The organism is Pseudoruegeria sp. SK021, assembly GCF_002119405.1.
In the GTDB taxonomy this organism is placed as follows: domain Bacteria; phylum Pseudomonadota; class Alphaproteobacteria; order Rhodobacterales; family Rhodobacteraceae; genus Meridianimarinicoccus.
Genome location: NZ_MTBG01000011.1, coordinates 25,089 through 39,035 on the forward strand (window position 1 = coordinate 25,089; position 13,947 = coordinate 39,035).

7 protein-coding genes are annotated in these 13,947 nt (G+C 58.6%); all 7 read left to right on the plus strand.

The features are described from left to right. Nucleotides 1-200 precede the first annotated feature (200 nt). Nucleotides 201-4,334 carry a DNA-directed RNA polymerase subunit beta gene (gene rpoB, locus BV911_RS08825; RefSeq protein WP_086053242.1) on the plus strand — a complete coding sequence of 1,378 codons (4,134 nt, stop codon included), beginning with the start codon at nucleotides 201-203 and terminating at the stop codon, nucleotides 4,332-4,334. A gap of 48 nt (nucleotides 4,335-4,382) precedes the next feature. Further along, entirely contained in the window at nucleotides 4,383-8,633 is a 4,251-nt protein-coding gene (gene rpoC, locus BV911_RS08830) for a DNA-directed RNA polymerase subunit beta' (RefSeq protein WP_086053243.1), read from the plus strand. Between the two features lie 660 nt (nucleotides 8,634-9,293). Then, nucleotides 9,294-9,665, plus strand: coding sequence for a 30S ribosomal protein S12 (rpsL, locus tag BV911_RS08835; RefSeq protein WP_008182915.1), 372 nt, complete (start codon nucleotides 9,294-9,296; stop codon nucleotides 9,663-9,665). 12 nt (nucleotides 9,666-9,677) lie between these two features. Next, a complete protein-coding gene (rpsG, locus tag BV911_RS08840) occupies nucleotides 9,678-10,148 on the plus strand; it encodes a 30S ribosomal protein S7 (protein ID WP_086053244.1) in 471 nt (156 codons plus the stop codon). 29 nt (nucleotides 10,149-10,177) lie between these two features. Next, nucleotides 10,178-12,295, plus strand: a complete 2,118-nt coding sequence (gene fusA, locus BV911_RS08845) for an elongation factor G (protein WP_086053245.1) — start codon at nucleotides 10,178-10,180, stop codon at nucleotides 12,293-12,295. Nucleotides 12,296-12,376: 81 nt separating this feature from the next. After that, the gene (tuf, locus tag BV911_RS08850; RefSeq protein WP_086053235.1) at nucleotides 12,377-13,552 is read left to right on the plus strand and encodes an elongation factor Tu; all 1,176 of its coding nucleotides are present in this window, start codon (nucleotides 12,377-12,379) and stop codon (nucleotides 13,550-13,552) included. 86 nt (nucleotides 13,553-13,638) lie between these two features. Beyond that, entirely contained in the window at nucleotides 13,639-13,947 is a 309-nt protein-coding gene (rpsJ, locus tag BV911_RS08855) for a 30S ribosomal protein S10 (RefSeq protein ID WP_086053246.1), read from the plus strand.

The window sequence follows — 13,947 nt, forward strand, 5'->3', positions numbered from 1 at the left end:
CTGAGCCCGGTCTTTCCGGGCTCAGCCGTCCGCATCTTGGAGAGGACCCGTCTGCACCGGGTCCTCTCCAGGCGGCGGGAACTGGTCGGAAGGCGCCCCCTGGGAAGGGTGCCAGCATGGACCGTCCCCCCTGTTTCAAGGATGCACCCCGTGGCCCCGGCGGTGGTTGTTTCCGGACGAAACGAAAGGCGATAAGACATATGGCTCAGACCTTCCTTGGCCAGAAGCGACTCCGCAAGTATTATGGGAAAATTCGTGAAGTTCTGGCGATGCCGAACCTCATTGAAGTTCAGAAATCCTCCTATGATTTGTTTCTAAGGTCCGGCGACAGCCCGGTTCCGCTGGATGGCGAAGGCCTGAAAGGCGTGTTCCAATCGGTCTTCCCGATTAAAGACTTCAACGAGACGTCGGTTTTGGAATTTGTCAGTTACGAGCTGGAAAAGCCGAAATATGACGTTGAGGAATGTCAGCAGCGCGACATGACCTACGCGGCACCTTTGAAGGTGACACTGCGTCTGATCGTGTTTGATATCGACGAAGATACCGGCGCAAAATCGGTCAAGGACATCAAAGAGCAAGATGTCTTCATGGGCGACATGCCTTTGATGACACCGAACGGCACGTTTATCGTCAACGGGACCGAGCGCGTTATTGTGTCGCAGATGCACCGCAGCCCCGGCGTGTTCTTCGATCACGACAAGGGCAAGACTCACTCTTCGGGCAAGTTGCTGTTTGCCTGCCGGATCATCCCGTATCGCGGGTCGTGGTTGGATTTCGAATTCGACGCCAAAGACCAGATCTACGCGCGGATCGACCGTCGCCGGAAATTGCCGGTAACGACATTGCTGTATTCGCTTGGTTTGGACCAAGAGGATATCTGTGATGCGTATTACGATACCGTGTCATTCCGCTTGATGAACAATCGCGGCTGGGCGACCAAGTTCTTCCCGGAACGGTCGCGGGGCACGCGCCCGGTGCATGACCTTGTCGATGCCGCAACTGGCGAGATCGTTGCCGAGGCTGGCAAGAAGATCACGCCGCGCGCTGTCAAGCAGATGATCGACGAAGGCAATGTCAAGGAACTGCTGGTTCCGTTCGATTCGATCATCGGTCGCTATGTGGCCAAAGACATCATCAACGAAGAAACCGGCGCGATTTATGTCGAAGCTGGCGATGAGTTGACGTGGGAGCTGAACAAGGAAGGCGATGTTTCCGGCGGCACCTTGAAAGAGCTGATCGACGCTGGCATCACCGATATTCCGGTTCTCGACATCGATAACATCAATGTCGGTCCTTACATCCGTAACACGATGGCTGCGGACAAGAACATGAACCGCGATACCGCGCTCATGGATATCTACCGTGTGATGCGCCCGGGCGAGCCGCCGACCGTTGACGCGGCCTCGGCCCTGTTCGACACATTGTTCTTCGATAGCGAACGCTATGACCTCAGCGCCGTTGGCCGGGTCAAGATGAACATGCGTCTGAACCTCGATGCTGAAGACACCCAGCGGACCCTGCGCAAAGCTGACATCGTTGCCTGTATCAAGGCGCTGGTGGAATTGCGTGACGGCAAGGGCGACATCGACGACATCGACCACCTGGGCAACCGTCGTGTGCGCTCGGTCGGGGAATTGATGGAAAACCAGTACCGCGTTGGTCTGCTCCGCATGGAGCGGGCAATCAAAGAGCGGATGTCGTCGGTCGAAATCGACACGGTGATGCCGCAGGACCTGATCAACGCCAAGCCTGCTGCCGCGTCTGTACGTGAATTCTTCGGCTCGTCGCAGCTGTCGCAGTTCATGGACCAAACCAACCCGCTGTCGGAAGTCACCCACAAGCGCCGCTTGTCGGCGCTTGGGCCGGGCGGTTTGACCCGCGAACGTGCTGGCTTTGAAGTCCGCGACGTGCACACCACGCACTACGGCCGGATGTGCCCGATTGAGACCCCGGAAGGCCCGAACATTGGTCTGATCAACTCGCTCGCCACCTTCGCGCGGGTGAACAAGTACGGCTTCATCGAGACCCCTTACCGCAAAGTGGTTGACGGTCACGTGACCGACGAAGTGCAGTACATGTCTGCGACTGAAGAAATGCGTCATACCGTGGCGCAGGCCAACGCGCAGCTGGACGAGAACGGCTATTTCATCAACGATCTGGTGAACACCCGGCAATCGGGCGACTACACCATGAGCCCGCGCGAGAATGTCGACCTGATCGACGTGTCGCCGAAGCAGTTGGTGTCGGTTGCGGCCTCGCTTATCCCGTTCCTTGAAAACGACGACGCCAACCGCGCCTTGATGGGCTCGAACATGCAGCGTCAGGCGGTTCCGTTGCTGCAGGCCGAAGCGCCTCTGGTCGGCACCGGCATCGAGGAAGTTGTTGCCCGCGACAGTGGCGCCGCGATTGTGGCGAAGCGGACCGGTATCATCGACCAGGTTGATGCGACCCGTATCGTGGTCCGTGCGACCGACGATCTGGATCCCAGCGATCCGGGCGTCGACATCTATCGGATGCGCAAGTTCCAGCGCTCGAACCAGAACAGCTGTATCAATCAGCGGCCACTGGTGAAGGTGGGTGACATGGTCACCAAAGGCGAAGTGATCGCCGATGGTCCATCCACCGATATGGGGGAACTGGCGCTTGGTAAGAACGTCATCGTCGCCTTTATGCCGTGGAATGGCTACAACTACGAAGACTCGATCCTGATCTCCGAGCGGATTACCCGGGACGACGTGTTCACCTCGATCCACATTGATGAGTTCGAAGTGGCGGCGCGCGACACCAAGCTTGGGCCAGAAGAAATCACCCGCGACATTCCCAACGTCGGTGAGGAAGCTCTGCGCAACCTCGACGAAGCCGGGATTGTTTATATCGGTGCCGAAGTCGGTCCGGCGGATATTCTGGTTGGTAAGATCACGCCCAAGGGCGAAAGCCCGATGACGCCGGAAGAAAAGCTTCTGCGCGCCATCTTCGGGGAAAAAGCCTCGGACGTGCGGGATACGTCGCTGCGGTTGCCCCCGGGTGACTACGGCACGATCGTGGAAGTGCGGGTGTTCAACCGTCACGGCGTCGACAAAGACGAACGTGCAGTTCAGATCGAGCGCGAAGAAGTCGAACGTCTGTCGCGTGACCGTGATGACGAGTTGGCGATCCTTGAGCGCAACATCTATTCGCGCCTGAATTCCATGATCCACGGCAAGATCGCGGTGAAGGGCCCCAAAGGCGTCAAGCCGGGTTCGGAAATCACCGAGGACTTGCTGGCGACTCTGTCCAAAGGTCAGTGGTGGCAGTTGGCTCTGGAAGAAGAGCAAGAGGCCAAGCAGGTCGAAGCTCTGAACGCCCAGTTCGACGCACAGCGTCGGGCGCTGGACGCGCGCTTTGAGGATAAGGTCGAAAAGGTCCGTCGTGGCGACGATCTGCCCCCGGGCGTGATGAAGATGGTCAAAGTGTTCGTGGCGGTGAAGCGCAAGCTGCAACCGGGCGACAAAATGGCCGGACGTCACGGCAACAAGGGTGTTATTTCCAAGGTTGTTCCGATGGAGGACATGCCGTTCCTTGCGGACGGGACCCCGGTCGACTTCTGTCTGAACCCGCTGGGTGTGCCGTCGCGGATGAACGTCGGTCAGATTCTGGAAACCCACATGGGTTGGGCAAGCCGCGGTCTTGGCATCAAGATCGACGAGGCGCTGCAGGATTACCGCCGCAATGGTGATCTGACCCCGGTGCGTGAAGCAATGCGGATCGGCTATGGCGATGATGTCTTTGAAGAAGGCATCAAAGACATGGACGACAAGCGTCTGGTTGAGGCGGCGTCCAACGTTACCCGCGGTGTCCCAATCGCAACGCCCGTCTTTGACGGTGCGCGCGAAGAGGGCGTGAACGATGCGCTGCTGCGTGCTGGATTTGACCAGTCGGGCCAGTCCCGCCTGTTCGACGGCCGCACCGGCGAGGAATTCGCCCGCAAAGTGACGGTTGGGGTCAAGTACCTGCTGAAACTGCACCACCTTGTGGACGACAAGATCCACGCGCGTTCGACCGGGCCTTACAGCTTGGTCACCCAGCAGCCGCTGGGCGGTAAAGCGCAGTTCGGTGGTCAGCGCTTCGGGGAGATGGAGGTCTGGGCTCTGGAAGCTTACGGCGCCGCCTACACCCTGCAAGAGATGCTGACGGTGAAGTCGGATGACGTTGCCGGCCGGACCAAGGTCTATGAATCGATCGTCAAAGGCGAGGACAACTTCGAAGCCGGTGTACCGGAATCGTTCAACGTTCTCGTCAAAGAGGTCCGCGGCTTGGGCCTCAACATGGAACTCCTGGATGCGGAGGAGGATTGAGGCGCTCGCGCCTCGATCATCCCATCCCCTGACATGTAAGGACGCAAAATGAACCAGGAACTGACCAATAACCCGTTCAATCCGGTCGCCCCGGTGAAGACGTTTGACGAAATCAAGGTGTCGTTGGCATCTCCCGAACGGATCCTGTCGTGGTCCTTCGGCGAGATCAAAAAGCCCGAGACCATCAACTACCGGACGTTCAAGCCCGAGCGCGACGGCCTATTCTGTGCCCGTATCTTTGGCCCGATCAAAGATTACGAATGCCTGTGCGGCAAATATAAACGCATGAAGTATCGCGGCGTTGTCTGCGAGAAATGCGGCGTGGAAGTCACGCTGCAAAAGGTCCGCCGCGAGCGGATGGGCCATATCGAACTGGCAGCGCCGGTTGCGCATATCTGGTTCCTGAAGTCGTTGCCCAGCCGGATCGGTCTGATGCTGGACATGACCCTGCGGGATCTGGAACGGATTCTGTACTTCGAAAACTACGTGGTGATTGAACCCGGCCTGACAGACCTGACCTATGGTCAGCTTATGCAGGAAGACGAGTTCATGGATGCGCAGGACGCTTATGGCGCCGACGCGTTCACTGCCGGTATCGGGGCTGAAGCCATTCGCGACATGCTGGCCCAGATCGATCTGGAAGCCGAAGCCGCGACGTTGCGCGAAGATCTGAAAGAAGCCACGGGCGAATTGAAGCCCAAGAAGATCATCAAGCGCCTGAAGATCGTCGAAAACTTCATCGAGTCCGGCAACCGCCCGGAATGGATGATTTTGACGGTTGTGCCGGTCATCCCGCCTGAGCTGCGCCCGCTGGTGCCGCTGGATGGGGGCCGCTTTGCAACGTCCGACCTGAACGATCTGTATCGCCGGGTGATCAACCGGAACAACCGCCTCAAGCGTTTGATTGAGCTGCGCGCGCCGGACATCATCGTTCGGAACGAAAAGCGGATGTTGCAGGAATCGGTCGATGCGCTGTTTGATAACGGTCGTCGTGGCCGCGTCATCACCGGTGCCAACAAGCGTCCGTTGAAATCCCTCAGCGATATGCTGAAGGGGAAGCAGGGCCGCTTCCGTCAGAACCTTTTGGGCAAACGGGTCGACTTCTCGGGTCGTTCGGTCATCGTGACCGGGCCGGAATTGAAGCTGCATCAGTGCGGGCTGCCGAAGAAGATGGCGCTCGAGCTGTTCAAGCCGTTCATCTACAGCCGTCTTGAGGCGAAGGGGCTTAGCTCGACCGTCAAACAAGCCAAGAAGCTGGTGGAAAAAGAGCGTCCTGAAGTTTGGGACATTCTTGACGAGGTGATCCGCGAGCATCCCGTGATGCTGAACCGCGCACCAACCTTGCACCGTCTTGGCATTCAGGCGTTTGAGCCGAAGCTGATCGAAGGTAAGGCGATCCAGCTGCACCCGCTGGTTTGCTCGGCGTTCAACGCTGACTTTGACGGCGACCAGATGGCTGTGCACGTCCCTCTGAGCCTTGAGGCTCAGCTGGAAGCGCGCGTCCTGATGATGTCCACGAACAACGTTCTGTCGCCTGCAAACGGCGCACCGATCATCGTGCCGTCGCAGGATATGATTCTTGGCCTCTATTACGTCACGCTGGAACGCAAAGGCATGAAGGGCGAAGGCATGGTCTTCGCGGATGTCGACGAAGTTCAGTACGCACTGGATTCCGGCGCTGTCCATCTGCACGCCAAAGTTACGGCGCGGATCAAGCAGATCGACGAAGAGGGCAACGAAGTCTTCCGCCGGTTCGAAACCACGCCTGGCCGGATCCGGTTGGGTGCGCTGCTGCCGCTGAACGCGAAAGCACCGTTCGATCTGGTGAACCGTCTGCTGCGCAAGGGTGAAGTTCAGCAGGTCATCGACTCGGTCTATCGTTATTGTGGCCAAAAAGAGTCGGTTATCTTCTGTGACCAGATCATGACCCTCGGGTTCCGCGAAGCGTTCAAGGCCGGCATTTCGTTCGGTAAGGACGACATGGTGATCCCGGACAGCAAGTGGACGATTGTCAACGGCGTCAAGGATCAGGTCAAAGAGTTCGAGCAGCAGTATATGGACGGCCTGATCACTCAGGGCGAGAAGTATAACAAAGTGATCGACGCGTGGTCGAAGTGTTCGGATCAGGTCGCGGATGCGATGATGGCCGACATCTCGGCGATGCGGGTTGAAGATGGGGTCGAGCAGGAACCGAACTCGGTTTACATGATGGCCCACTCCAAGGCCCGTGGTTCGCCCGCTCAGATGAAGCAGCTCGGCGGGATGCGCGGTCTGATGGCCAAGCCGGATGGCTCGATCATCGAGACGCCGATCATCTCGAACTTTAAAGAAGGTCTGACCGTGTTGGAGTACTTTAACTCCACCCACGGGGCTCGGAAGGGTCTGGCTGATACCGCGCTTAAGACGGCGAACTCGGGTTATCTGACCCGTCGTTTGGTGGACGTGGCGCAGGATTGCATCGTGCGCAGCCATGATTGCGGCACCGACAAGGCCATCACGGCTGAAGCGGCCGTAAATGATGGTGAAGTGGTGTCGTCGCTGGCGGAACGCATCCTTGGTCGGGTTTCGGCTGATGATGTGCTGCGTCCGGGCACGGATGAAGTGCTGCTGACTCAGAACGAGTTGATCGACGAACGCAAAGCCGATCTGATCGAGGCTGCTGGCGTGGCCAAGATGCGGATCCGGTCGCCGCTGACCTGTGAAGCAGATGAAGGCGTCTGCGCCATGTGCTATGGCCGTGACCTTGCTCGTGGTACGCTGGTGAACCAAGGTGAAGCCGTTGGCATCATCGCGGCCCAGTCGATCGGCGAGCCGGGCACACAGTTGACCATGCGGACCTTCCACATTGGCGGGATTGCGCAGGGTGGCCAACAGTCGTTCCAAGAAAGTAGCGTCGAAGGGAAGGCCGAGTTCCGCAATCCTAACCTGCTGACCAACGCTGCTGGCGATCAGATCGTCATTGGCCGGAACATGCAGATCGTCGTCATCGACGAGAACGGTGAGGAACGTGCCAGCCACAAGCTGGGTTACGGGACCAAGCTGCACGTCAAGAACGGCCAAAAGGTCGGGCGCGGCGAGAAGCTGTACGAATGGGACCCCTACACCCTGCCGATGATTGCTGAACGGGATGGTGTCGCGAAATTCGTTGATCTGGCGTCCGGTATTGCCGTGCGCGAAGATACCGACGAAGCGACCGGCATGACGCAGAAGATCGTGATCGACTGGCGCTCCGCGCCGAAAGGCAACGACCTGAAGCCCGAGATCATCATCATGGATCCGGAAACCGGCGAACCGATGCGCAACGATGCCGGAAACCCGGTGACCTATGGGATGTCGGTGGATGCGATTCTCTCGGTCGAAGAAGGCCAAGAAGTCAAAGCCGGTGACGTGGTGGCGCGTATTCCGCGCGAGGGTGCCAAGACCAAGGACATCACCGGTGGTCTGCCGCGTGTGGCCGAACTGTTCGAAGCCCGTCGTCCCAAGGATCACGCCATCATCGCCGAAGTTGACGGCTATGTCCGGTTCGGGCGCGACTATAAGAACAAGCGTCGCATCAGCATCGAGCCAGCAGACGATACGCTGGACACGGTCGAATACATGGTGCCCAAGGGCAAGCACATCCCGGTTGCCGAGGGCGATTTCGTCCAGAAGGGCGACTACATCATGGATGGCAACCCCGCGCCGCATGACATCTTGCGGATCATGGGGATCGAGGCGCTGGCCGACTACCTGATCGACGAAGTGCAGGACGTCTATCGCCTGCAGGGCGTGAAGATCAACGACAAGCACATCGAAGTGATCGTGCGGCAAATGCTGCAAAAGTTCGAAGTGTTGGACAGCGGCGAGACCACCCTTCTGAAGGGCGAACATGTCGACAAGGCCGAATTGGAAGAGATGAACACCAAGGCGCTCAACAACGGGATGCGTCCGGCCACGGCCGAGCCAATCCTGCTGGGGATCACCAAGGCATCGCTTCAGACCCGGTCGTTTATCTCGGCGGCGTCGTTCCAAGAAACCACGCGGGTGCTGACCGAGGCTTCGGTTCAGGGCAAGCGCGACAAACTGGTTGGCCTGAAAGAGAACGTCATCGTTGGGCGTCTGATCCCCGCAGGGACGGGCGGCGCCAGCATGCGGGTTCGCAAGATCGCTCTCGACCGCGATCAGCTGGTCGTGGACGAGAAGAAGGCCGAAGCCGAAGCGGCGCTGGCTCTCGCGGCTCCTGAGCCGCAGACCACTGCAAACGACGTGTTCGGTGCAGATCCGGAAGAGACTCTGGTGGAGACGCCGGAAAACAGCTGAAGCTGATCTTCCTCACAATCAGAACAAAGGCCCTCCGCAACGCGGGGGGCCTTTTTCGTTGGGCCGGTGCGGTAGGGAGGTCAGCCGTCGCGCCTACGCTAGATCACGCTCTCTGCGCCGGTGGGTCATGCCTGGGGGGCAGGCGTGTGCGATGCGTCTTCATGAACGGGGTGGGATGGCGGGGGCTGACAGGCCCGCAGGTGACGTCTGGGCGGTAACGCGTTGACTCTACGGCCCCAACCGCTTGGGCTTGCACTCGGCGCTGAAAGGCACGATAGGCATGGCGCGCGGCCTGGGCAGGGTTTTGACAGAAGGGCAGGGGGAAACCCGCCGCTTAGGTCATGACCAATCTGCCGGGGCCATGCCGGTTTGGGGCCGGATTGGGATAGTCTTTCCCTGTGCCTGTTGACACCCCCTGCGACTCCCTCTATACGCCGCCGAACCGGTCGGGAAATCTCCATGATCGGGTCAGATTTACCGTGGTCAAGATCCGGGCCTAAAGCCCCGATCCTCTGGAACCCGCCGCGTCGTTCCCCGGAGTTGGGAGCGGGAGCGGTTTTTGCGTTTGTCCGCAGGGTCCGACGCAAACTGATGAACCTGCACGTCTCTGCGGCGTGCTGCCGAGACGAAAATGATGCGCAACGCGGGGAAAAAACCGGAATGCCAACGATCCAACAGCTGATCCGCAAGCCGCGGCAGCCCAAAGTTAAACGCTCTAAGTCACAGCACTTGGAGTCCTGCCCTCAGAAGCGTGGTGTTTGCACCCGCGTCTACACGACCACTCCGAAAAAGCCGAACTCGGCTATGCGGAAGGTCGCCAAGGTGCGCCTGACAAACGGCTTCGAAGTTATCAGCTATATCCCCGGTGAGAGCCACAACCTCCAGGAGCACTCTGTTGTGCTGATCCGCGGCGGTCGTGTGAAAGACCTTCCGGGTGTCCGCTACCATATCTTGCGCGGCGTGCTCGACACGCAAGGCGTCAAGGACCGTAAGCAGCGGCGTTCGAAATATGGCGCTAAGCGCCCCAAATAAGGAGAGGCAGAAATGTCCCGTCGTCACGCTGCTGAAAAACGCGAAGTTCTGCCCGATGCCAAGTTCGGCGACCGCGTTCTTACGAAATTCATGAACAACCTGATGGTTGACGGTAAGAAATCCGTCGCCGAAGGAATCGTCTACAACGCGTTTGATCGCGTTGAGTCGAAGCTGAAGAAAGCTCCGGTCGAGGTCTTTCACGAGGCGCTGGAAAACATCAAGCCGTCGGTCGAGGTGCGTTCGCGCCGCGTCGGTGGTGCGACCTACCAGGTGCCTGTCGAAGTTCGTCCTGAGCGTCGCGAAGCCTTGGCTATTCGCTGGCTGATCATTGCTGCGCGCAAGCGCAACGAAAACACCATGGAAGAGCGTCTGGCCGGTGAGTTGGTCGATGCTGTGAACATGCGTGGAACGGCTGTTAAAAAGCGCGAAGACACCCATAAAATGGCCGACGCCAACAAGGCATTCAGCCACTACCGCTGGTAATCTCTATTTTCGCCTGAAGGACTGACCCAATGGCACGTGACTATCCCCTTTCCCGGTACCGTAACTTTGGTATCATGGCGCATATCGATGCAGGTAAAACTACCTGTTCGGAGCGGATCCTGTTCTACACCGGCAAGTCCCACAACCTTGGTGAGGTGCATGATGGCGCCGCAACCATGGATTGGATGGAGCAGGAGCAGGAACGGGGCATCACGATCACCTCGGCAGCGACCACCACATTCTGGGAGCGCACTGAGGACGGCACCACGCCGGATACTGAAAAGCACCGTCTGAACATCATCGACACCCCCGGCCACGTTGACTTCACTATTGAAGTTGAACGGTCGCTGGCGGTGCTCGACGGTGCGGTTGCTGTTTTGGATGCCAACGCGGGTGTTGAGCCGCAGACCGAAACTGTTTGGCGTCAGGCCGACCGTTACAAAGTTCCGCGCATCGTGTTCGTCAACAAGATGGACAAGATCGGCGCTGACTTCTTTAACTGTGTTCGCATGATTGCTGACCGGACCGGAGCAATTCCGGCTCCGATTCAGATCCCAATCGGGTCCGAGACCGAGCTGGAAGGCTTGATCGATCTCGTCACCATGAAGGAGTGGGTCTGGAAGGGCGAAGATCTGGGCGCGACCTGGATTCAGTGCGAGATTCGCGACGAGCTGAAGGATCTTGCCGACGAGTGGCGCGCCAACCTGATCGAAATCGCCGTCGACATGGATGACGACGCGATGGAAGCGTATCTGGAAGGCAATGAGCCCGACGTTCCGACACTGCGCAAGCTAATCCGTAAGGGTACGCTCAGCATGTCCTTCGTGCCGGTTCTGTGTGGCTCGGCGTTCAAGAACAAGGGCGTCCAGCCGTTGCTCAACGCGGTTGTCGATTACCTGCCCAGCCCGCTGGATGTGGTTGACTACATGGGCTTTAAGCCCGGCGACGAAACTGAAACACGCAACATTCCCCGTCGTGCTGACGATGACATGGCCTTCTCGGGTCTTGCCTTCAAAATCATGAACGACCCCTTCGTTGGTTCCTTGACGTTTACCCGGATTTACTCGGGCAAGCTGAACAAGGGCGACACCATGCTCAACTCCACCAAGGGGAAGAAAGAGCGTGTGGGCCGGATGATGATGATGCACTCGAACAACCGGTCGGAAATCGACGAGGCGTTTTCGGGCGACATCATTGCACTCGCAGGTTTGAAAGACACCACCACTGGGGATACCCTGTGTTCGGTGGCTGATCCTGTGGTTCTGGAAACGATGACTTTCCCCGATCCGGTTATCGAGATCGCGGTCGAGCCGAAGACCAAAGCAGACCAAGAGAAAATGTCTCAGGGTCTGGCCCGTCTTGCTGCCGAGGATCCGTCCTTCCGCGTCGAGACCGATCAGGAATCCGGTCAGACCATCATGAAGGGCATGGGCGAACTTCACCTCGACATTCTGGTGGACCGTCTGAAGCGTGAATTTAAGGTCGAAGCCAATATCGGTGCGCCGCAGGTGGCTTATCGTGAGACCATCGGTCACGAGATCGAGCACTCCTACACCCACAAGAAGCAGTCGGGTGGTTCGGGTCAGTTCGGTGAGGTCAAGATGATCATCACGCCGACAGCACCGGGCGAAGGGTTCTCGTTTGAATCCAAGATCGTTGGTGGTGCGGTTCCGAAGGAATACATCCCGGGCGTCGAAAAGGGCGTGAAGTCGGTCATGGATAGCGGTCCGCTTGCGGGCTTCCCGGTGATCGACGTTAAGGTTGCCTTGATCGACGGTAAGTTCCACGACGTGGACTCCTCGGTTCTGGCCTTTGAAATCGCAGGCCGGATGTGCATGCGCGAAGGTCTGCGCCGCGCTGGAGCCAAGTTGCTTGAGCCGATCATGAAAGTCGAAGTCATCACGCCGGAGGATTATACCGGTGGTGTGATCGGCGATCTGACCTCGCGTCGCGGGCAGGTTCAGGGTCAAGACACGCGTGGCAATGCCATCGCGATCGAAGCCTTCGTTCCGCTGGCGAACATGTTCGGGTACATCAACACTCTGCGGTCGATGTCTTCGGGCCGGGCGAACTTCTCGATGCAGTTCGACCATTACGATCCCGTGCCGCAGAACATCAGCGACGAAATTCAAGCGAAATACGCATAACGGTCGGTGGGTCTTTCCCACCCTACCGCAACCCCGTAGGGTGGGCGTTTCCCCACCGTCCGACGAGAACAGGAGGCCATCATGGCAAAAGCAAAGTTCGACCGCAGCAAGCCGCATGTGAACATTGGCACGATCGGCCATGTTGACCACGGCAAGACGACGCTGACGGCTGCAATCACCAAATATTTCGGCGATTTCAAAGCCTATGACCAGATCGACGGCGCGCCGGAAGAGAAGGCACGTGGGATCACGATCTCGACCGCTCACGTTGAGTATGAGACCGAAGGCCGTCACTACGCCCACGTCGACTGCCCCGGCCACGCCGACTACGTCAAAAACATGATCACCGGTGCTGCCCAGATGGACGGCGCGATCCTGGTTGTGAACGCAGCCGACGGCCCGATGCCCCAGACCCGCGAGCACATCCTGCTCGGTCGTCAGGTCGGCATTCCGTACATGGTTGTGTACATGAACAAGGTCGACCAGGTGGACGACGAAGAGCTGCTCGAGCTGGTCGAGATGGAGATCCGCGAGCTGCTGTCCTCCTACGACTACCCCGGCGACGATATCCCGATCATTCCGGGTTCGGCTTTGCACGCGATGAACGGCACCCGTCCGGAAATCGGCGAAGAGTCGATCAAGAAGCTGATGGCGGCTGTGGACGAGTACATCCCGACCCCTGAGCGCGCGGTTGACCTGCCGTTCCTGATGCCCATCGAGGACGTGTTCTCGATCTCGGGTCGTGGGACTGTTGTGACCGGCCGGATCGAGCGCGGCGTGATCAATGTTGGCGACAGCATCGAGATCGTTGGCATCAAAGACACCAAAACCTCGACCTGTACCGGCGTGGAAATGTTCCGCAAGCTGCTCGATCGTGGTGAAGCTGGTGACAACGTCGGCGTTCTGCTGCGCGGCATCGACCGTGAGGGCGTTGAGCGTGGTCAGGTTCTGTGTAAGCCGAAGTCGGTTGCACCGCACACCAAGTTCGAAGCCGAGGCCTACATCCTGACCAAGGAAGAGGGCGGCCGTCACACGCCGTTCTTCGCGAACTACCGTCCGCAGTTCTACTTCCGGACCACGGATGTGACCGGCACGGTTGTGCTGCCTGAGGGCACCGAAATGGTGATGCCGGGCGACAACCTGAAGTTCAACGTTGAACTGATCGCCCCGATCGCGATGGAAGAGAAGCTGCGCTTCGCCATCCGTGAAGGTGGCCGCACCGTTGGTGCCGGCGTGGTCTCCAAGATCATCGAATAATCTAGACTGACCTTCGGGAATGACTGTGGGGCGCGGGATCATCCGCGCTCCACCTCTCTTTCTCTCGCCGCGAAAGGCAAAGAATAATGCAAAGCCAGACCATTCGCATCCGGCTGAAGGCCTTTGACTATCGGGTGCTCGATGCGAGTACTCTTGAGATTGTCAACACGGCCAAGCGGACCGGTGCGCAAGTGCGCGGGCCGATCCCGCTGCCGAACAAGATCGAAAAATTCACCGTTCTCCGGAGCCCCCACGTCAACAAGAAGTCGCGGGACCAGTTCGAAATCCGGACCCACAAGCGCCTTCTCGACATCGTCGACCCAACGCCGCAGACAGTGGACGCGCTGATGAAGCTCGACCTGGCCGCCGGTGTTGACGTTGAGATCAAGGTATAA

Excerpts from the sequence above, each read along its gene's own strand:
- rpoB (WP_086053242.1), top strand. The coding sequence starts at position 201 with ATGGCTCAGACCTTCCTTGGCCAGAAGCGACTCCGCAAGTATTATGGG.
- rpoC (WP_086053243.1), top strand. The coding sequence starts at position 4,383 with ATGAACCAGGAACTGACCAATAACCCGTTCAATCCGGTCGCCCCGGTG.
- rpsL (WP_008182915.1), top strand. The coding sequence starts at position 9,294 with ATGCCAACGATCCAACAGCTGATCCGCAAGCCGCGGCAGCCCAAAGTT.
- rpsG (WP_086053244.1), top strand. The coding sequence starts at position 9,678 with ATGTCCCGTCGTCACGCTGCTGAAAAACGCGAAGTTCTGCCCGATGCC.
- fusA (WP_086053245.1), top strand. The coding sequence starts at position 10,178 with ATGGCACGTGACTATCCCCTTTCCCGGTACCGTAACTTTGGTATCATG.
- tuf (WP_086053235.1), top strand. The coding sequence starts at position 12,377 with ATGGCAAAAGCAAAGTTCGACCGCAGCAAGCCGCATGTGAACATTGGC.
- rpsJ (WP_086053246.1), top strand. The coding sequence starts at position 13,639 with ATGCAAAGCCAGACCATTCGCATCCGGCTGAAGGCCTTTGACTATCGG.